This is a genomic window from Streptomyces sp. NBC_00483, assembly GCF_036013745.1.
Classification (GTDB): Bacteria; Actinomycetota; Actinomycetes; order Streptomycetales; family Streptomycetaceae; genus Streptomyces.
In genome coordinates this window covers 8,633,764-8,653,242 of record NZ_CP107880.1, presented here as the reverse complement: position 1 = coordinate 8,653,242, position 19,479 = coordinate 8,633,764, and the positions used below count along the sequence as shown (strand labels likewise).

Here is a 19,479-nt window from a genome sequence, read left to right as displayed (position 1 = left end):
AGATCCGCACGCGGCACTTCGCCTCGCACAACACGCGACGGCCACCGCGCGCACTTGCCCGGCGTCACCGCCGACGCCTTCGACGCCGCCCTCGCCGACGATCTGCGCGGCGTCCTCAACCGATGTCGATGGAACGGCCGTCGGGCATGGCTGGGTCGATGTGCCAGCTGATGATCCGCGCGGGGTGGATGCGGATGATCTCCTGGGCCGTCATCCCCGGAGCGCCGGGCGGGTCGTCCACGGCGAGGACTTCCGCATGACCGCGGATCTCCACGCCCCGGCTCATCGCCCAGTGCCCGCTCCCATCGCCCCCGCCATCGCTCGCGGGCCTCCACCACCAGGTCCCGGCCCTGGTCGGTGAGGACGATCTGGATGGCACGCCGGTCGGTGAGGCTGCGTTCGCGCCGGATGACGCCTTGCTGACTGAAGCCCGACGAGTAACGCAGGATCCGCAGGTGCCATAAAGAAATGCACTGTTCGTGTTGCTCAGTCGTCCGGGCCGGTCACTTTGAGCGGACGTACCGCAGGTTCGAGCAGTGACAAGGTCCGCTGCTGCGCGTCGAGGGCGACGCGAGTACCGACGGGCATCGGGAGGTTCGGGCCGGCGTGTCCGAACTCGACGTTGCCCAGGACAGGGATGTCGCGGTCACCGAGGACGTCGAGGACCATCTCGGGCAGGGACGGGGAGGCGTCGGGCGAGTCGAGTCCGTCGATCGCGCACGGGATTCCCACGACCATGCCGGAGATGCGGTCGAGGATGCCGCTGTGCCGCAGCACCTGTAGGTAGCTCCACACATGGGCCGCCTGGCAGCCCATCTCCTCCCAGAACAGCACCGCGCCGTCGAACCGCTCGAGCGGCAGCGCGTAACGCGTTGCCTGTGCCAGCACGATGCGATTGAGCAGCCCGCCGATCAGTCGTCCCTCGGCGCGACCGGCACGCCAGCACTCCCACGACGGGGTGGTCGGCAGCGCACCGATCGCCTCCTCGCCGGTCAGCAACGTCGAGTAGAGCTTCTCGAGTTCCGCCCTGCGTGCCGCGGGCGCGGACTGCCAGTGCCCGCCGAGTCCAGGCGTGGCCACGTCGGCGTGGAAGCCGACCAGCCCCGTGCGCGCGAAGAGCACGAGGTGCAGCAGTGAGATGTCGCTGTAACCGAGGATCGGCTTGGGGTCGGCGACGATCGCCTCGACGTCGATCAGGTCGAGGTAGCCGAGTGCTGAACTGCCGCCGTCATGCGCGATGATGGCGCGCACCTCGGGATCACGCAGAAGTGCGTTGAATTCCCCGGCGGTTTCCGCCGGTGTTGCCGCACTCCACCAATGGTGCCGCCCCGCTTCGAGGAGCGGCGCCCGACGCACACGGAATCCCATCCGCTCAAGTACGACCACCGCCTGCTCGAGGTCGGGCTCGTACTGGGCCTGCAGCGGCCCGGACAGCGACGCGACAACGACCAGATCTCCGGGCTTCAGGGCACGGGGGCGAAGGAGTTCGGGCAGCGCGGTAGCGGTCACCGAGGCAGCAGTCACCGAGGCAGTATTCCGGCACCCGCCGCACCACGCGACTCATTTCATGAGCCCCCGGGTCATGAGCCCCCGAGTTCAGCGTCGACGCGACGTCCTGCTGCTCGCCCAGCCTCCGGCTCCCGCCAGATGGAGTGCCAGAACGGTGAGTCCGAGGAGCATGACGTTCACGGAGGTGAAGACGTCGTTCGTCGAGATGTCGGCGGCGTTGATCAGAAATGCCAGGAAGAACAGCACGGCGGCGGCAATGGCGAACATGTGAAGTCCTGTTCCTCGTCGGTGTAGTTGACGTCGTTGACGTCATTGACTCCCGAGTGCCCGCTTTTGTGTTCTGTACCGCTTCCCGGGTAGCAGCAGAGAGAGCGAGGATGCAGTGACGCTGCTCTTGTCGAAGAACGACAGACATCATGGAGGACTCATGGCCGGCATTCTCAACCGGATCAAGCAGTACAGCCGCAGCCCGCAGGGCAGGCGGACGATCGCGAGGGCGCGCCGGACGGCATCGGACCCCCGCAGGCAGGCCCAGGCTCGCGGATGGCTCGCTCGGCTGCGCCGCCGCTGAGGGGCGCCGAGGACCCCGTCATGCGGGCTGTCCGGGAGCGGGTGCGGGAACGGCAAGGGCGGTACGCGCGGCGGTGAGGATGCCGGTGGCGCGCGGAAAGTCGTTCAGTTGGCGCCGCAGGGAGTCGAGGGCGGGCAGCAGGCTCTGCGGCGGGACGTTCCGGGCCCGGAGGATGTCGGCGGTCCACGTGATGAAGACGGTGAACAGGTCGGCGTCGTCGACGTACACGGCGGTGGCCAGGTGAGTGACGATGTGGTCGATGTCCTCGGCGGTGCGCTCGAGTTGGTACTCGGTGTAGGAGCGCATGGGAGGGAACGCGTCCTCGATGTCGGTGAGGGTCTGGGTGACCAGCTGCCGTTTCGTCTGCCTTACTAGCGTGTACTCCTGGTCGTTCAGATGCGGCAGGTCCAGGTCGGGCAGGCGGGCCGCGTCCGCGGTGGGCCGTTCGAGGCCCTGCTTCAGCAGGGTGTGGGCACCGAGGGCGTCCGGGGCCCAGGCGGCCTGCATGCGGTGGGCGTAACGGCCTTGGGGGCCGAACGCGGCGCCGCCGGCCATGACGGGGACGCCGGAGGCCTGGCAGGCGCTGATCGCCGTGTGGGCGGTGGGCAGATGCGCGGAGATCGACGAGGACAGCAGTACGGCGTCGGTCGGCCGTTGGTGGAGGTGGGCCATGAGGTGCTCGGTGGGGACCTGTGCGCCCAAGTAGTCCACGTGCCAGCCGCGCAGGCGCAGCACCTCGGCGACCAGGCGGGCGGGCAGGGCGTGCCATTCACCGTCCACGCAGGCCACCGTCACCCGGCCCAGCGGCGCCGCGTCGGCCAGTGCGGGAGCGGCCAGATCGGCGACGGCAGAGACGCAGCGTTCGTTGATGGCGGTCGCCGCGTGCTCCTGCGCCACCGTGATGGCGTTGGCCGCCCATTGGATGCCGACGCGTTCCTGCACCGGCGCGATCAGCTGCAGCAGCGTCCGCTCCGCCGCGGCCAGCACCTGCGAGGAAGTGCCGTCGCCCACGGCATACCGTACGAGGGCCACGGCATGGATCACGTCGCAGTCGACCGCCGCGCGCCACAACTGCTCGCGGAGTTCGTCGTGACTGGGCGCCGCCCTGTGTGCGGTGACTCCTGATGCGGTGTGTGCGGTGATGTCTGACGTGGCGTGTGATGCGGTGTGTGTGGTGACGCCTGATGTGGTGCGTGTGGTGACATCTGATGTGGCGTGTGTGGTGACGTCTGATGTGGTCATGAAGCGAATCTGCCTCGGGTGTGTCCGTCCACGGCCACGTGGTGGCTGGTGGGCGGCGCGGTGATGGCCAGTACGGCCGTGTCGTCGTGCGGCCCGTCGCCGACCCATTGCGCGGTGACCATCTGGAGCCGTTCGGTGACCGCTTGGGCGGGCAGGCCCGCGCACTCGGACAGCGTGTTGTGCAGGCGCTGTTCGCCGAACATCACATCGCCGAGCGGGCCGCCGCGGGCTTCGGTGACGCCGTCGGAGTAGAGGAAACAGGTCTCCCCCGGTGCGAGGTCTACGGCCGCGGTGGTGATCGTGACTTGGTCCGTGGGGAGGACTCCTATCAGCACGCCCTTGGTGTCCACCTCTTCCACCCGTCCGTCGGCACGCAGGATCAGCGGGGCGGGGTGTCCGGCGCTGGAGACCCGCAGCCGCACGCGGCTTCCATCACGCCGGACGGAGGCCAGGGCGAGTGTCACGAACCGTGAATGGCGCGAGGACAGCAGCGCGTTGTTGAGCAGCGCGAGCAGCTTGAGGTGGTCGGCGGCGAACGGCAGCAGCGCCTCGATCGTGTTGCGGATCTTCCCGGTCAGTACGGCGGCCTCGAGCCCCTTGCCGCACACGTCGCCCAGGACCACGAAGGTCTCCGCGTCGTCGCTGTCGGCGGGATGCACGTCGTAGAAGTCGCCACCGATCCGATCGGTGGCCGACGCCGCCCGGTAGCGGCCGGAGTAGTCGATGCCGTGCACGCTCTCCAGGGCCGGGGGCAGCAGCTCCCGCATCAGTACGTCCGTGATGTGGACCTGCTCGGCATAGACGCGCGCCGAGGACAGGGCCACGCCCGCTCGGGCGGCGAAGAGCCGGACGAGGGCCTCCTCGGATTCGCTGAACACCGCTTCCCGGCTCTGCCGCAGCAGCACGATGGCCCCGGCCGGCAGACCGTGCCCGGGCAGCGGCACCACCACGATGGAGCCGATCTGCGCCCGCCCGGCCGTGAACTGCTCCGGGACCACCCAGTCCGGGACGAGGCCCGGGTCGATCCATCGCGAGGGCACGGGAGGGAAGCCCGCCAGCGCCTCCGCGAGGCCCGGCATGCTGTGCGGATCCAGCTCGACCTTCTCCTGCTCCACCGGCCCGCCGGTGGAGCAGCGGGTGACGGGATACATGCGGCCGGACCGGACGCCGACGACGACCGCCGCGTCCGCGAGATGCGCCGCGGCCATGCGGGCGGTCGCTTCCATGCATCGGTCCACGTTCAGCGATGCCAGAAGCTCGCCGGACACCTCCCGCAGGACTTGCGAGCGGGCCCTCTCGCGGGCCAACTCCGCTTGTACGTTGCGCAGTTCACGGTCGTTGACCAGTCGCCACGACACTCCGCCGTCGGCCGCGCGGCTCGGGAACGCGTCCACCGTCGCCTCGCCGATGCGGCCTCTCACCGCCGCGGACGGACCCGCTCCGCCGTCCGCGGCGGCCCCGGCGATGTCGGCGTGCGCTTCGGCCAGCCAGGAAGGCGCCACGTCCGCGAGCAACGCACCGGTCCGCACACCCTCCAGGAGGGCGACGGCCTCGCCGCTGCAGGACAGCACGCGGCCCGCCCCGTCCACCGTGACCGACGGGTACGTCGCGCCGAGGCCGGCAGCAGGTCTGGCGCTTCGGGAACTCACCGGCTCCGTTGGGGACTTCATCACGCGGGTCCCGCACAGTGCGGGACCCCACCACCCTTCGTTGGAACCCTTGACAACCACGTCCGACCTTGCGCACCCACGGCCCCGCCACTCGACAAAAACTGCCGAGCCGTCAAGAGCACGCGCCGGGTACCCAAGACGGCGGAGACAAACCGAAATCGGCGACAGAGCCCGCACTTTCTCTCGAGAAGCCCACTTCATCTCACGCACGCGAGGTGGGCCCGGCCGTCCCAGGCCGGGCCCACCCCTTCAGCGCGCGCCACTGCCCATGCCGCGCGCCGCTCGGCGCCTTGTTCAGGCTCGCATCACCATCGGTACCACCGGCCCTTGCGGCCGCCGCTCGCCGCGGGCTGACCTCGAGGATGTTTGCCTCGCTGCAGAGTGGCCAATCGGAGGGCAGCACATGATGTCGATGCCAAGGAGTGTGAGCGGAAATGACCGCCGGCGAGAAGGCCAAGGCAAAGACCGAGCAGGTCACTGGCGCCGTCAAGGAAGCCGCCGGACGCGCCGTGGGCAACGAACGCCTCACAGCAGAAGGCCGCGCCCAGCAAATGAAGGGCGACGCCCGCCAGGCCAAGGAAAAGACCAAGGACATCGGCAAGCGCTGAATTCACCACGCTCGCGCCCGTAATTCACCGCGCTCGCGCCCGTGGTGGTCCGCCCCTTTCATGGAGCGGCCCACCACGGGCGCGCTCGTTTCGGGGATCGCGGACGACTTCACCGTGAACATGGCGCTGCGCCGCCCGGAATGGGCGGCGCAGCGCACTCAATTCTCTACAGAAGGCATCCAGTGGGCATCCAGAAGGCATCCAGACGGCTTTACTCCGCCGCCATCAGCCCCTCGCGGAGCCGGGCGACCACCTTCGAGATCAGGCGGGACACATGCATCTGGGAGCAGCCGAGCTCGTCGGCGATCTCCTGCTGGGTGCGCTCCTCGACGAAGCGGAGATGGATCAGGCGCCGGTCCCGCTCGTTCAGGTCCACGATCAGCGGGGCGAGGGAGTGGAAGTTCTCCACGAGCTCGAAGCGGTCCTCATCGATGCCGATGAACTCGGCAAGCATCGTGTCGGACTCGTCGTCGGCCCCGTTCACCGCCGCGTCCAGGGAGACGCTGTTGTAGCCGTTGGACGCCTTCTGCGCCTCGGCCACCTCCGCCACGTCGAGCTGCATCAGCTCCGCCAGCTCCGCCGTCGAGGGCGAGCGTCCCAGCCGGGTGCTCAACTCCTCCTTCGCCTTGGACAGTTCGACCCGCGCCTCCTGCAGACGGCGCGGCACATGCACGGCCCAGGACGTGTCACGGAAGAACCGCTTGATCTCACCGACGATGTAGGGCACGGCGAAGGACGTGAACTCGACCTCGCGGGTCAGCTCGAACCGGTCGATCGCCTTGATCAGGCCGATCGTGCCGACCTGGACGATGTCCTCCATCTCCTCGGGCCCACGGTGCCTGAACCTGGCGGCCGCGTACCGCACCAGAGAGAGATTCATCTCGATCAGCACGTTGCGCACGTAGCTGTACTCGTGCGTGCCCTCCTCCAGCCGAGCGAGGCGGTCGAAGAAGTGCCGCCCGATCTCTCGGGCGTCCTTCGGGCGAACAGAGGAAGGATCGGCATAGGCGCGCTCGATCAGATTCACCTCGGCCTCGTCGGCCGTGATGTGCGTCTGCTGGTGAACTGCCGCGGTGGTCATTGCCGTTGTCCCCTGTCTCTCGTCGTGTGAGCTTCGGGCATCCATCCTCGTACGCCTGCGGTTACCCCCATGTCATGCGCGTATACATACGGTCAGATGTGTCCTGTCACACGGCGTTCACGCCAGAGCCAGGACAGCAGTGACCGTCTTCCCACCCGGCTCCCTGTCGACCTGCACGCGCGAGCACAGGCGCTGGACGATCGTCCAGCCGTACCCGCCCTGGCGGCCGAGCACCGGCGACAGGTCCTTCGGCACCTCAGGGCTGGCATCACTGACCCGCAATTGCAGCTCGTTCCCGGCCAGTCGGGCGCGGAAGCCGGTCACGGCTCCCGCGTGCAGCAGCGCGTTCGTGATCAACTCGCTCACCACGAGCAGCGCGTCGTCACGCAGTTGCTGCGCGCGGGCCAGGGACAGGCCGCCGCACGCCTCCTTCAGTACCGAGCGGACCTGCATTCGGGCGTCCGCGCAGCTGATGTCCTCGCACTCCGGCTCTGGTGCCGTTTCCACCGTTCCCACCGCTTCCACAACGGTCATCACGCCGTCGGCTGTGGCGTCGTACATGTGCGGTCACCGCTCTCATCGGATCGGTCCGTATTCGTCTGCCCGACCCGGAGGGCCCCACACGTTGCCCGGGTTACGCACCTGCCCTGTCTCGGTCGGCGCGGTGTCGGTCACCGTGCGCTGGAACGCGCCGCGTCCAGTTCGGTGGAGGCGTCGGCCGTGGCGAGGGTGCCGCCGGAGGTCTCCAGATGGGCTCGCACGAACCACTGGAACTGTTCCAGGTCCCGCAGCTGCCCGATCAGCAGGTCCTCGGTGGCCGCGTCGACGGCTCCCACCTCCTTGACCGCGGCACGCAGGTCCCCGATCACACCGGTGTAGACGAGATCGAGCGCACCGAGATGGGCGATGGCATCGGCCCGGCCCACGCTGTAGTCCTGCCACGAGCGCTCCGCGACCAGCGCGCCCGGCGTGCCATGGGCGACCCCGCCCAGGGTGGCCATGCGCTCGGCGACGTCATCGGCCATGGCCCGGACGCGGTCGACCTGCGGGTCGAGCATTTCGTGCACGGCGATGAAATGCGGGCCCACGACGTTCCAGTGCACGTGCTTCAGCGTCAGATGAAGGTCGTTCAGCGCATGCAGACGCTGCTGGAGCAGCGAGATCATGGTCCCGGCATCCTTGGCCGTGATGCCGGGCACGGTGTACTTCGGGGCAGCCTCGGAGGTCAACGTCATATCTCCTGTCTCGTACGGGATTGTCCCGACCCCGTACCCCCCTTCCTGCTCGGTATGCCCTCGACATGCGATGCTCCTACTCAGCAGTAAGTTCGCGTCGTGAGTCGGAAGCCGAATGCCGTCAGTTGGAGGAACCCCGTGGCCCGCGTCTTCACCGTGAGCGACAGCATCACCATCGCCGTGTCGCCGGACGCCGCGTACGAGGCCGTCAGCCGCCCCGCGGACATGGGGCGTTGGAGCCCCGAGAACCTCGGCACGACGGACGAGTCACCCGCGGGGCCGGCCGGCCCCGGCACCACGTTCGTCGGCCGCAACAAGCGCGGAGCGTTCCGGTGGACGACCCGATGCACGGTCACAGCGGCCGAGCCGGGTCACCGCTTCGCGTTCCGCGTGCATGCGATCGGGCTCAGCCGGCCGTTCCTGCGCGGCCCCATCGCCACCTGGGAGTACCGGTTCGAGGAGGTCGGCAGCGGCACCCGCGTGACGGAGACCTGGACCGACGACCGGCGCGCCTGGCCGACATTCGTGGCCAACGCCTTCGACCGTGTCGCCACCTCCGGGAAGACGTTCGCCACGTTCCAACAACGCAACATCGAGAAGACGCTGCACAACCTCAAGCGCGAACTCGAAGTCGAACACGACACCGCGCCCTGAGCACAGCCTGGTGGGTCAGCCCACCAGGTCCGGAGAGCGCAGCATCGCCGACGGGATGCCCCATGCGTCGACGAGATCGACCGCGAGCGGCCTGACCTTTCGGCAGAGGTTGTTGATCTCACGGCTGATCGCCTTGGAACGCTGGACGGTCAGCCGGCCGTGCTCCATGAACCACGCCCGGTCGGACTCGATGGTGGACAGCGCGAACAGGTCGCACAACAACCCCAGTGCGACCTTGTTGCCGTCGTCGTTCCCGTCGTCCCCGCCGTCCGGCAGCGTGCGCAGTTTGTCGACGAACGCCTCGAGGACCAGGCGTTCGACGTGCGCGCGGGCCACCGAGATCACGTGGTCCTGTACGTGGGAGAAGACGACACCGGGATCGCCCTTCTCGTCCAACCCGCGCTTGAGCCGCCGCGCCAGGCCGGCGAGCATGTGCTCCTCGCGGAAACGGACCATGGCGAGTTGGTAGTCCCGGTCGAGCAGACCGGCCTCCTGGTCCCACTCGTCGCCGCCGGGCAGCAGGTCGCGCACGCGCTCCAGCAGCTTGTGCACCGACGTCCTCTCGATGACCGTCTCCACGGCCTGACCGGTCACGAACCGGACCATGCCGAGCTGGTCGAGGTCCTCGAACTCGTGCGCGTAGTTCGTGAGGAGCCCCTTCGCCACGAGCTGCAGCAGGACGTGGTTGTCGCCCTCGAAGGTGGTGAAGACGTCACTGTCGGCCTTGAGCGCGGCGAACCGATTGACGGCGAGGTAGCCGGCGCCGCCGCACGCCTCGCGGCACTCCTGGATCGTCCGTGTCGCGTGCCAGGTGCCCAGCGCCTTCGTGCCGGCGGCCCGTGCCTCCAGCTCCCGCCGCGCCTGCTCGTCGTCCCGGTCTCCCGAGAAGACCTCGTGCAACTGGGTACGCACCACATCCTGGGCGAAGTGCAGGGCATACGTGCGGGCGAGCAACGGCAGCAGGCGGCGCTGGTGCATCCCGTAGTCGAGCAGCAGCTGCTCCTCGCCGTCCGACGCCGCCTCGAACTGCCGACGGCGCACCGCGTACTTCGTGGCGATCGCCAGGGCGACCTTGGCCGCGTTGATCGCGCCGCCACCGACGCTGACCCGCCCCTGGACCAGGGTTCCGAGCATGGTGAAGAAACGGCGGCCGGGGTTCTCGATCGGGCTCTCGTACGCGCCGTCGGGCGTGACATCGGCGAACCGGTTGAGCAGCGCCTCGCGCGGCACCCGCACTCCGTCGAACCAGAGGCGACCGTTGTCGACTCCGTTGAGCCCCATCTTGCGGCCGGCGTCCTCGATCCGTACGCCCGGTGCCGTCGCGCCGTCGACACGGATCGGCACGACGAACGCGTGCACCCCTTCCGACCTGCCAGCCACCTCCAACTGGGCGAAGACGACTGCCAGTTCGGCATGCCGGGCGGCATTGCCGATGTAATCCTTGCGCGCGGCGTCGCCGTGCGTGGTGATCACGAACTCCTGGCTCGCGGTGTCGTACGTCGCCACGGTGCCGAGCGCCTGGACGTTGGAGCCGTGCCCGGTCTCGGTCATCGCGAAGCAGCCCATCAGCTTCCCGGTGATCAGATCCGGTAGATGGGCCCGGTGGTGCCGCTCGGTGCCGAGGTGCAGGATCGCGCCGCCGAAGAGGCCGAACTGCACCCCCACCTTCACCAGGAGCGACAGATCTCCGTAGGCGAGTGTCTCGAACGCGGCGATCGAGGCGCCGATGTCACCGCCCCCGCCGTACTCCTTCGGGAACCCCATCCCCGTCTGGCCGGTGGCCGCCAGTTCGACCGTGAGCTCGCGCACCCGCTCACGGAACGCATCGATGCCGAGCTCCTCGGCCTCTTCGAGAACGGAGGCGTGCGTCGACAGATTCGTGCGCACCAGATCGCGGATCTCGGCGTACTCACCGTCAAGCAGCGCGGTCAGGGCCTGTACGTCGACGTCGGAGGACTTGGAGGCATCGTTGATCATGGACCTCTGGTACCCCGTGAAGACGATTTACAAGCGGTCCACCGACGCCCCTGAGACGGAGACCGTTTACGGGACGGCCGTATGCGCGGCCGGCAGGGAGAAGCCGGTGACGGATCGCAGGGCGAACAGGTCGGTGACGGGGATACTGCTGAGCTCACCGCTCACCGCTCGCGGCTCCGTACGTCACCAGCCGCCCGTACGGGGCCAAGCTCACGCCCTGCGCGAATCGGTCACGGATGGCCCCCTCCGCTGGGGCAGGGAGCCCCGCCCAGTCAGCGGCTGCTGGTCACCGGCGTGCTGGAGGCGTGACAGCCTGCCGGGGGCCACCTCACAGTCGGAGCCCGGCCATCTCCCACTCGGTTGTCACTGGTGCCCGTGTGAGCAGGCATCACCTGTTGGCCAAGGATCAGCGGGTCACACCTTGACGCGATGCAACTGGATCTCTCGGTTGACGAAGAGGTGAACGAACCCGCAGTGCCAGCAGATCAGCCCCGTCGCGGTCTCGTCCGCCCACGCCAGTCCGAGGAACTCGCCGCCGGTGCTGTTGAGTTTCACACCTCGTTCGCGAAAGAGGTCACCGTCGCAGACCTGACAGGTGATCGACTTCTCGCCCAACGACGCTCGAACTACCTTCGCCATGACCTCTCCCCGTCGCTCCACTACACACGTCCCGGAACTCACTCGCTGCCTTCCGAGTTCCCTCGCCGACGTTGAACTGCTCGCCGTTCTACACGAGATCATCCGCCGCTACACCTGCATACCCGTCCCAAGGCCCGTGTCCGGAGCAGGGCAGATGTGGATCTTGCCAGAAGCGTACGCCTTAGGGAGCGCGGCCAGGAGGCGGTACCGATCAAGGGCCGACAGAGGGCCTGAGCTCATTGGTGTCGCCAACGGCCGGCCTGGGTGGCGTAAAGGTATTTGGGAGGCGTACCTGGGAGAGGCGCCTGAGAGGCGTGGCCGTACGGGCCGGGCGCCCCGAGCCGCGGCGCTCCGCCGTACCGGGGGTCGACGGCCGTCAGTGCTCGCGCTGCAGCACGTCGGCCACGGTGTGGCCCGGCTGGATCATCCGCGTCTCGTAGGCCAGCACGACGAGCTGGACGCGGTCGCGGACACCCAGCTTGGAAATGGCCCTGGTGACATGGGTCTTGGCCGTCATCGGGCTGATCATGAGCCGCGCGGCGATCTGCTCGTTGGAGAGTCCGGCCGCGACCAGGCCCACCACCTCGCGTTCACGGGACGTCAGCACGGCGAGGCGGTCCGGGAGCACGGACGGGGTCACGGCGGGCCGCTGCGCGAACTCCTCGACCACCCGGCGGGTCGCGCTCGGCGACAGCAGCGCATCGCCCCCGGCCACCGCGCGGATCGCCTGACGAAGGTCTTCCGGCTCGATCTCCTTGCTGAGGAAGCCGCTGGCCCCGGCGCGCAGCGCGGCGAACACGTACTCGTCGGTCTCGAAGGTGGTCAGCACGATGACCCGGCATCCGGCCAGGCCCGGATCGCCGGTGATGGTCTCGGTGGCGGTCAGCCCGTCGGTTCCCGGCATCCGGATGTCCATCAGGACGATGTCCGGGCGCAGGGCGCGCGCGGTCTGCACCGCCTCGCCGCCCGAGGCCGCCTCCCCCACGACGTCGATGTCCCGGCTCCTGCGCAGCAGGCTGCGGAATCCGGCCCGCACCAGGGACTGGTCGTCGGCGATCAGCACCGTAATGGTCATGGTCAGTACCTTGGCACAGGTATCACGGCCCGGACGGAGTAACCGCCGCGGCCGTCGTCCGATGCGGCGGGACCAGCCGAAAACGTACCGCCGAGGGCCGAGACACGCTCGCGCATTCCGTGGACGCCGTATCCGGCGGTCGCGTGCGGCGCCCCGCCGTTGCCGTCGTCGCGGACCAGGACGTCCACCACGTCCGTCCCGCATCGCAGGGTCACGTCGACGCGCCCGCCACCGGAGTGCCGGATGGCGTTGGTCAGCGACTCCTGCACGATCCGGTAGACCGCGAGGGCCACCGGCGCGGGAACGGCCTCCGGGGCGCCGAAGATCTCGACGCCGGTCTTCAGGCCGGCGACCCGGGTCTGGGCGAGGAGGTCGCCGATGCCCTCCAGCCCGCGTTCCGGGGCGAGTTCCATGGCCGGCCCCGCCGCGTCGGAGGGGTCCCGCAGCACCCCGAGCAGTGCGCGCAGATCGTTGACGGCCGTGGTCCGCACTCGCTGGGCGGTGTCCAGGGCGTCCCGCGCCTCCTCGGGCGAATCCTCCATCGCCTCGACGGCGACCCGGAGTTGCACTCCGACCACGGTGAGGGTGTGGGCGACCACGTCGTGCAGTTCGCGGGCGATCCGCAGCCGTTCCGCCTCGGCGCGGCCACGCGCCTTCAACTCCCGCTCCCGGGCCTCCCGTTCCAGACCGGCGGACAGCTCCGCGCGCCAGCGCCGCCAGTTGCGGTACGCGGTCGCGGCGGCGAGCACCAGGCCCAGCCACAGTGTCTCCGCACCGAGCCCGGCGACCACCTGGCGGGCCTCCGCGCCCGCCACGAACAACTGCCAGTTGGCGGCGAAGGCGACTTGGAAGACGCCGACCGCGACGGCGAGCGCGGGCCCCGAGCTCATGAGTCGGCGAAGGCGCCCTCGCACGGGCCGCTCCGACGCCGCCGCCACGAAGTACGCGGCGGAGGCAGGCCAGATCCAGCCTGCGTCGAACAGGCCTGCGGCCCGGCATGCGATCACCATCTGCGCACTGACCAGCAGCGCGGCCAGCGGCCACCGCCACCCGGCCAACAGCGCCAGGGCGAGTCCGGCGGCGAGCGGGGCCGTCCCGGCCACGGTCGGGCCGCTGCCCGCCAGCGCCTCTCCGGTGGGCACGGCCACCGCCGTCGCGGCCGCCAGGGCGATCACGGGCCGTCCCGGCGACGCCCACGACCGGCTCGGACGCGTGCCTCGGCCGTCGACGACGTCCTCCCGTGCCGTGGGCTCGTCAGCGTACGATTCCGTCGGCTCTGTAGCGGTCCGTTCCCCGGTCATCGGGCAATTGTGCCTATCCGCACCGCCGTTCACCTCGTACGCCGCGTCGCGGGGCGGGAGACGGCGACCGCGGCGAGCGCGACCCAGAGCAGATCTGCGCCGAACGCGATCCGCTCGACGAGCCCGACCACGGTGGGGAACCCACCGATCGACAGCGACGGCCCGCCCATCACGTCGCCCAGAAACACCACCAGAACGGCCGTGGAGACCAACGAGAACCGGGAGACGACCCGCAGGAGTGCGGCGCCTCTCGCCCAACGGGCCGCGAGACCGCGGTGGAGCAGGAGCGCGGCGAGCGGCAGCGCCACGAACGCAAGGGTGGCGGCCATCCCGTGGACCATGTCCGCCGGCGACGGCTGCCCCCACAGCCCAGGCGGGTCGGCGGGAAAGATCCCGGCGACGAACACCCCGGCGGCCCACACCAGGAGCGCGACCCGCCCCGTCCGGGACACGTCGGCGCTCCGCAGCCGCGCCGCGCTCGCCGCCGAGGCGACGCCGATGGTGAGCAGCGCGGCCGTGATCAGCCAGCCGTGGTTCCCGTTCACGTACCGGCTGATCACCTCGGTGACCGGGCTGTAGGCGGGGTTGACCAGGTCCGCGGCGACGATGGCTGCCACCGAGGCGGCGACGGCGGCGGCAGGCCACAGCGCGAGGCGACGGCCCGGGGCCGTCCTCGTCCGGCGGTCGGTGTCCCGGCGGGAGAACGATTCGGTCTGAGTCAACATGGAGTCCTGCCTTCCATCGGGGCCGGCCCCTCCCCCGCCGAGCCCGATGACCGCAGGGCCCGGCGTACAGGAGGGGTGTCGGACCCGGTCCCGAGTCCGACACCCTCAAGCTAGAAGTCCGGCCCCCTCACGTCGTCGTCCACGTGCGGTCACCTGCGCCTGCGCCTCTGGCGCACGTCATACACCGAACGGTGTACGCCGGAGCGGGGTTGGCTCCTGGTTGTGGACGTCTCTTGAGGTTCGGCGCGTGGGACTCGGTCGCCCCGCCCTGGAGCCGTACGAGCGTCAGCCGGACGGGATTGCTCATCTCCGGTGCCCGGACGGGCCGCCAGCTGCAACTGCGGTAACGAGGAGGTGACTTGCCAGGCGGGACGCGATCGCCGACCTCTGCGTCGCGGTCGAGGCACTCACCGCCCGGGCACGCGAACAAGGTGCCATCCGCGGCGACGTCACGGACGCCGACACGTACGCCCCCAAACTCGACGTCGACTTCGAAGGAGTGTGGGGGAGTTCGCTCAGTAGGACGGTGCCACCAGCCCCGCTTCGTAAGCGAGGATCACGAGTTGCACCCGGTCACGTGCGTCGAGCTTGGCGAGGAGCCGGGTCAGATAGGTCTTGGCGGTGGCGACGCTGATGGAGAGCTCGTCGGCGATTTCGGCGTTGGAGAGGCCGTTGCCGACCAGGGTGAGCACCTCGCGTTCCCGCTGGGTGATGCGCTCGAGCTCTGTCCGTCGTGGCGGCGCTGTTGCCGTGGGGCGGTCGGCGAACTCCTTTATCAGTCTGCGGGTGACGCTCGGTGCGATGAGGGCGTCGCCGGCGGCCACGATGCGGACCGCGGCGAGGATGTCGTCCAAGTCCATGTCCTTGACCAGGAATCCGGATGCGCCGGCGCGCAGCGCCCCATAGACGTGGTCGTCCTCGTCGAAGGTCGTCAGCACAACAATGCGTGCGGTGCCGGGGCCCGTGGTGATCAGGCGGGTGGCTTCGATGCCGTCCATGCCGGGCATCCGGATGTCCATCACCACTACGTCGGGGGTGAGTTCCCCGGCCAGTCGGACCGCTTCGGCGCCGTCAGCGGCCTCGCCCACGACCTGGACGTCCGTGGTGTCGGTGATGACCATCTGCAGGGCGGCGCGGACCAAGGGCTGGTCGTCGGCGAGTACCACGCGGATGGTCATCTGGCTCCAGCCTTCTCTGCGGGTTCGGTGCCTGCCGCTGTCGGTACCGGTAGCCGGGCGGCTACCCGGAAGCCGCCTCCCGGACGCGGCCCGGCGGTGAAGTGCCCGTCCAGTAGGGCGACTCGCTCCCGCATGCCGACCAGACCGAATCCGGTGTCCGTGTTCTTCGTGTTCGTGTCCGTGTTCTTCGTGGTCATGTTCTTCGTGTTTGTGCCGCAGCCCTTCCCGCGGTCGACGACCTCGACGAGGAGTTCGTCCTCCCGGTATTCGACCTTCACCTGACAGTGATCAACAGTCGCGTGCCGTACGACGTTGGTCACCGCCTCCTGGACGATCCGGAGCGCCGCGAGGTCCACGTCCGTGGGGAGCGGTCGGCGTTCGCCCTGCCACCGCACTTCCACGCGGACACCGGCGGCCGTGGTCGTCGCGGCGAGTTGTTCCAGATCCGCCAGACCGACGGCCGGCCGCAGAGGGGCCTGTGCATGTCCCTGGTCGGCCTGTCCCTGGTCAGCCTGCCGCAGTGCGCCCAGCATCCGTCGCAGGCCCGCCAGCGTCTCTCGCCCCACGTGTTCCACGGTGATCATCGCCTCGCGGGCCCTGGCCGGCTGCGTCTCCACCACTCGGGCCGCGGCTCCGGCCTGCAGGGCGATGATGCCGATGCTGTGGGCGACCGTGTCGTGCATCTCGCGGGCGATACGAAGCCGTTCGGCGGTGACCGCCTGGGCCGCGACCCGGGCGTGCAACTCCGCAGTGTGAGTACGGGCTTGGTGTATCGAGTTGCCGACGAGCCAGGCGATGACGACCGTCAGGGCGATGAACGGTTCCGAGGCGGTGCCGGCTTCCCCTCCCGTGATCCACCGCAGGGCGAGGTATCCGGTGAGCACGCCCAGCGCTCCGGCGGTCGCGGTGATCGCGGTGCGCCGAGGCCGGGTGGCCGCGACGTAGCAGAGGGCGACATCCACGCCCAGAAACTGCAGGGGCAGAGCTTCGTCCTGCCGCCAGGCCACCGACAGGACGACCGTACCGACGAGCACCAGACCGTACGCCACCGCGGCCCGGCGACGCAGCAGCGCGCTGCCCGACAGGACCAGCAGGAGAGCAAGAGCGAGCAGCGCCCGGGCCGTGAGCGCGTCAAGGCCGTCCTGGGGATAGCTGCGGGAGTACGCATGCTGATGCGGCACCAGGACGTACTGGACGATGGGCTGTACCGCTGCCACGACCCACACCAGCGCCGTCCACAGACCTGGCGGAATGCGCTTGAACAGCGGCGACGGTAAGGGTGAGGAGGCGGACATGCCGAGATCGTAAGCGCGTACCCGCGACGGAACATCGGCCTGTGGTCGTACAACCAGGGTCGACACGCGCGCCCGACGATTGTCAGCACTGGTCCGACGACGACCGGGGGCACCGAACGGCACCGTGGGCTCCGTGATCGAAGTCAAGGAACTCACGAAGCGATACGGCGGCACGACAGCCGTCAAAGACCTGACCTTCACCGTGCGCCCTGGTCGGGTGACCGGATTTCTCGGGCCGAACGGCTCCGGCAAGAGCACCACACTCCGGGCGATCCTCGGCCTGGACAAACCCACCAGCGGCACAGTCACCATCGAGGGCCGGCCCTTCCGTGACCGCCCTCGCGGCCTGCGTCATGTCGGCTCCCTCCTCGACGCGCACGATGTGCACGGCGGGCGCAGCGCGGCGGCGCATCTGTCTGCGCTGGCACGCAGCAACGGCATCCCGCGGGGCCGGGTGGACGAGGTGCTGCAGGAGGTAGGTCTCGCCGAGGTCGGCCGACGCCGCATCGGCGGATTCTCGCTCGGCATGAAACAACGGCTCGGCATCGCGTCCGCGCTGCTCGGAGACCCACCGGTACTGCTCTTCGACGAGCCGCTCAACGGCCTGGACCCAGAAGGGGTGAAGTGGGTGCGTCAGCTGTTCGGACGGCTCGCCGCCGAGGGTCGTACCGTGTTCGTCTCCAGCCATCTGATGTCGGAGATGGAGCACACCGCCGACCAGTTGGTCGTGATCGGCCGTGGCGAGCTGCTCGCGGCAGAGAGCCTCGCCGAGTTCTCGGCCCGCGGCACCCGGCAGAACGTCACCGTGACCACACCCGCCGCGACCACCCTGAGGGACCTGCTGACGGCCGAGGGTGCGGCCGTGCACGTGGACGGAGAGCGGCTCACCGTGACCGGCCTGACCGCGGTGCGGACCGGCGAGATCGCCCGACGGCACGATCTCCCGCTGCACGAACTCGCTACCCGCTCCGCCTCGCTGGAAGAGGCATTCATGGAACTCACCGCCGACCGTGTCCAGTTCCCCGGAGGAGAGTCCCGATGAATGCGACCATCACGACAACGGACGTTCCCGGTCGCGGACTTGCCACCCGCGAACGCCAACCCATCCCCCACTTCCTGGACTTGGTCGCCGCCGAGTGGATCAAACACCGGTCGCTGCGCTCGACCTGGATCGCCTACGGGACCACCGCCCTGGCGGTCGTCGGCTTCAACGCGGGCATCGCCTACGACACGTACAGCCACTGGACACTGCAGGTGTCCAAGGACCGCGCCTCCTTCGCCGGCGACGGGATCGCGCTGCAGCAGGCCTTCAGCGCGAACGCGGCCCTGCTCATGGCCCTCGCCCTCAGTGTCATCGGCGCCCTCACGATCATCGGCGAGTGCAGCACGGGCACCATCCGGACGACGTTCGCGGCCGTCCCGGCCCGCCGCTCGGTGATGGCAGCCAAGGCAGTCGTCGTCACCATGGTCACGACCGTCTTCGGCGCGTTCGTCGCAGGGGTCTCGTTCGCCGTGACGCAGGCGATCCTCGACGGCCGGGACGCGGGCGTCTCCATCAGCGCTCCGGGAGCCTTCCGTGTCGTCCTGGCCTCCGCGCTGCTGGCCCCGGTGTGCGCGCTCGCCGGCCTCGCGTTCGGCGCCGCCATCCGGTACACCGCCTCCACCGTGATCACCTCGGTGGTGGTCGTCCTCGTGCTGCCCCTCGTCCTCACCGACGACCGCCGCTGGTCGGCGGTCGTCCAACACGCCTTGCCCTACCCTGCGTGGCTCCGGCTCGTGGAGGTCGGAGATTCCCCGACGCTCTTCCCCTGGACCATCGGTGGAGCCTGGACCGTGTACGCGGTGTGGGCATGCGCCGCATGTGCGATCGCCGTCACCAGCGTCCACCGGCGGGATCAGTGAGTGGTCGAAGGTCGCCCGGTGTTGATCGGCCGGGGTGCCGCCCTGAGCGAGAGGCGGAGCTGTTGCCCGCCCGGCACAGCAGCTCCGCCTCTCGCTCCACCAACTACCGCGCCACGTATACCGTGTTGGTGGACGACCCACCTTGCAGGGGGTTGGCAAACTCCACGACGTGGCTCCGCACGCTCGAGAAGACCTCCTCGAGCGCGGCTTCGAACTCCCGGTCCGGCGGGTCGTTCGACCAGAGGGCGAACACACCGTCCGGAACGAGCAGTTGAGCAAGCGCGCGCAGCCCGTCGGGCCGATAGAGGGCCGCGTTCCGGGGATGCAGCACGTGCCGGGGAGAATGGTCCACGTCGAGCAGGATGGCGTGGAAGCGGCGGTCCGGTTCACTCGGGTCCAGGCCACCGCCCTCGGCGACCCTCGCGAAGAAGTCGCCCTCGACCAGCCGACACCGGTCGTCCGACGTGAGACGACTGCCCAGTGGCACGTACCCGCGCCGATGCCAATCGATCACCTCTCCCAGCGCCTCGATCACCGTCACCGAACGCACCCGCGGATCGTCGAGTGCGGCCCCAGCCGTGTATCCGAGGCCGAGACCGCCCACGGCGACATCCAGCTCCGTGTCCGCAAGGACGCCGAGGCCGAGCCGGGCAAGCTCGATCTCGGCCGCGGTGAAGAGGCTCGACATCAGGAACTCCTCCCCCAGCTTCACCTCGTACACGTCCTCACCAGTGGCCGGGTCCCTTCTGCGGCGCAGGCTGATGTCACCCAGGGGCGTGGGACGCCAGTCGATCTCCTGAAAACGAGTACTCATACG

The 19,479-nt window shown here is 69.4% G+C and carries 21 protein-coding genes; 5 read left to right on the top strand and 16 right to left on the bottom strand.

What is annotated here, in order from left to right:
• Window positions 1–115 precede the first annotated feature (115 nt).
• From OHA73_RS38655 to OHA73_RS38645, 3 genes are all read right to left on the bottom strand, one after another.
• On the bottom strand, window positions 116–274 hold the full coding sequence (locus OHA73_RS38655) for a hypothetical protein (protein WP_327657467.1): 159 nt from the start codon (window positions 272–274) through the stop codon (window positions 116–118).
• A 212-nt stretch (window positions 275–486) separates the two neighbouring features.
• Window positions 487–1,509 (bottom strand): S66 peptidase family protein, encoded by a 1,023-nt coding sequence (locus OHA73_RS38650; protein ID WP_327658608.1) that lies wholly within the window; start codon window positions 1,507–1,509, stop codon window positions 487–489.
• Between the two features lie 87 nt (window positions 1,510–1,596).
• Entirely contained in the window at window positions 1,597–1,776 is a 180-nt protein-coding gene (locus OHA73_RS38645) for a hypothetical protein (protein ID WP_266723260.1), read from the bottom strand.
• Window positions 1,777–1,936: 160 nt separating this feature from the next.
• Here OHA73_RS38645 and OHA73_RS38640 point away from each other — a divergent pair, with 160 nt between their 5' ends.
• Window positions 1,937–2,080 (top strand): hypothetical protein, encoded by a 144-nt coding sequence (locus OHA73_RS38640; RefSeq protein WP_266723258.1) that lies wholly within the window; start codon window positions 1,937–1,939, stop codon window positions 2,078–2,080.
• Between the two features lie 18 nt (window positions 2,081–2,098).
• Here the strand turns inward: OHA73_RS38640 and OHA73_RS38635 are convergent, their stop codons facing one another.
• Window positions 2,099–3,322: a cobalamin B12-binding domain-containing protein gene (locus tag OHA73_RS38635; protein ID WP_327657466.1), complete on the bottom strand. Its 1,224-nt coding sequence runs from the start codon at window positions 3,320–3,322 to the stop codon at window positions 2,099–2,101.
• A complete protein-coding gene (locus OHA73_RS38630) occupies window positions 3,319–4,971 on the bottom strand; it encodes a PP2C family protein-serine/threonine phosphatase (protein ID WP_327657465.1) in 1,653 nt (550 codons plus the stop codon). Before OHA73_RS38630 ends, OHA73_RS38635 begins: the two co-directional genes overlap by 4 nt.
• 455 nt (window positions 4,972–5,426) lie before the next feature.
• Between OHA73_RS38630 and OHA73_RS38625 the strand changes: the two genes are divergently transcribed.
• Window positions 5,427–5,600: a CsbD family protein gene (locus OHA73_RS38625; protein WP_327657464.1), complete on the top strand. Its 174-nt coding sequence runs from the start codon at window positions 5,427–5,429 to the stop codon at window positions 5,598–5,600.
• 211 nt (window positions 5,601–5,811) lie between these two features.
• Here the strand turns inward: OHA73_RS38625 and OHA73_RS38620 are convergent, their stop codons facing one another.
• The 3 genes from OHA73_RS38620 to OHA73_RS38610 all read right to left on the bottom strand — a co-directional run bounded on the left by OHA73_RS38620 (window position 5,812) and on the right by OHA73_RS38610 (window position 7,910).
• Window positions 5,812–6,681 (bottom strand): SigB/SigF/SigG family RNA polymerase sigma factor, encoded by an 870-nt coding sequence (locus OHA73_RS38620; RefSeq protein WP_267068101.1) that lies wholly within the window; start codon window positions 6,679–6,681, stop codon window positions 5,812–5,814.
• A 117-nt stretch (window positions 6,682–6,798) separates the two neighbouring features.
• Window positions 6,799–7,242, bottom strand: a complete 444-nt coding sequence (locus OHA73_RS38615) for an ATP-binding protein (protein WP_327657463.1) — start codon at window positions 7,240–7,242, stop codon at window positions 6,799–6,801.
• A 110-nt stretch (window positions 7,243–7,352) separates the two neighbouring features.
• The gene (locus OHA73_RS38610; RefSeq protein WP_327658607.1) at window positions 7,353–7,910 is read right to left on the bottom strand and encodes a Dps family protein; all 558 of its coding nucleotides are present in this window, start codon (window positions 7,908–7,910) and stop codon (window positions 7,353–7,355) included.
• A 144-nt stretch (window positions 7,911–8,054) separates the two neighbouring features.
• Between OHA73_RS38610 and OHA73_RS38605 the strand changes: the two genes are divergently transcribed.
• Complete coding sequence (locus tag OHA73_RS38605; protein WP_327657462.1) at window positions 8,055–8,570, top strand: SRPBCC family protein; 516 nt, start codon at window positions 8,055–8,057, stop codon at window positions 8,568–8,570.
• A 15-nt stretch (window positions 8,571–8,585) separates the two neighbouring features.
• Here the strand turns inward: OHA73_RS38605 and OHA73_RS38600 are convergent, their stop codons facing one another.
• From OHA73_RS38600 to OHA73_RS38570, 7 genes are all read right to left on the bottom strand, one after another.
• Window positions 8,586–10,547, bottom strand: coding sequence for an acyl-CoA dehydrogenase family protein (locus OHA73_RS38600; protein WP_327657461.1), 1,962 nt, complete (start codon window positions 10,545–10,547; stop codon window positions 8,586–8,588).
• 414 nt (window positions 10,548–10,961) lie between these two features.
• Window positions 10,962–11,186: a hypothetical protein gene (locus OHA73_RS38595; protein ID WP_327657460.1), complete on the bottom strand. Its 225-nt coding sequence runs from the start codon at window positions 11,184–11,186 to the stop codon at window positions 10,962–10,964.
• 376 nt (window positions 11,187–11,562) lie between these two features.
• A complete protein-coding gene (locus OHA73_RS38590) occupies window positions 11,563–12,261 on the bottom strand; it encodes a response regulator transcription factor (RefSeq protein WP_327657459.1) in 699 nt (232 codons plus the stop codon).
• A 2-nt stretch (window positions 12,262–12,263) separates the two neighbouring features.
• Window positions 12,264–13,562, bottom strand: coding sequence for a sensor histidine kinase (locus tag OHA73_RS38585; RefSeq protein ID WP_327657458.1), 1,299 nt, complete (start codon window positions 13,560–13,562; stop codon window positions 12,264–12,266).
• 29 nt (window positions 13,563–13,591) lie between these two features.
• The gene (locus OHA73_RS38580) at window positions 13,592–14,287 is read right to left on the bottom strand and encodes a DUF998 domain-containing protein (protein ID WP_327657457.1); all 696 of its coding nucleotides are present in this window, start codon (window positions 14,285–14,287) and stop codon (window positions 13,592–13,594) included.
• 515 nt (window positions 14,288–14,802) lie between these two features.
• On the bottom strand, window positions 14,803–15,465 hold the full coding sequence (locus OHA73_RS38575; RefSeq protein WP_327657456.1) for a response regulator transcription factor: 663 nt from the start codon (window positions 15,463–15,465) through the stop codon (window positions 14,803–14,805).
• On the bottom strand, window positions 15,462–16,760 hold the full coding sequence (locus OHA73_RS38570) for a sensor histidine kinase (protein WP_267068113.1): 1,299 nt from the start codon (window positions 16,758–16,760) through the stop codon (window positions 15,462–15,464). Before OHA73_RS38570 ends, OHA73_RS38575 begins: the two co-directional genes overlap by 4 nt.
• Window positions 16,761–16,893: 133 nt before the next feature.
• Here OHA73_RS38570 and OHA73_RS38565 point away from each other — a divergent pair, with 133 nt between their 5' ends.
• Both OHA73_RS38565 and OHA73_RS38560 read left to right on the top strand, forming a co-directional pair.
• Window positions 16,894–17,802, top strand: a complete 909-nt coding sequence (locus OHA73_RS38565) for an ABC transporter ATP-binding protein (RefSeq protein WP_267068114.1) — start codon at window positions 16,894–16,896, stop codon at window positions 17,800–17,802.
• Window positions 17,799–18,662, top strand: a complete 864-nt coding sequence (locus tag OHA73_RS38560) for an ABC transporter permease (protein WP_327657455.1) — start codon at window positions 17,799–17,801, stop codon at window positions 18,660–18,662. Before OHA73_RS38565 ends, OHA73_RS38560 begins: the two co-directional genes overlap by 4 nt.
• A 103-nt stretch (window positions 18,663–18,765) precedes the next feature.
• Here OHA73_RS38560 and OHA73_RS38555 read toward each other — a convergent pair whose 3' ends face one another.
• The gene (locus OHA73_RS38555; protein WP_266723240.1) at window positions 18,766–19,476 is read right to left on the bottom strand and encodes a spermidine synthase; all 711 of its coding nucleotides are present in this window, start codon (window positions 19,474–19,476) and stop codon (window positions 18,766–18,768) included.
• Between the last annotated feature and the right edge of the window lie 3 nt (window positions 19,477–19,479).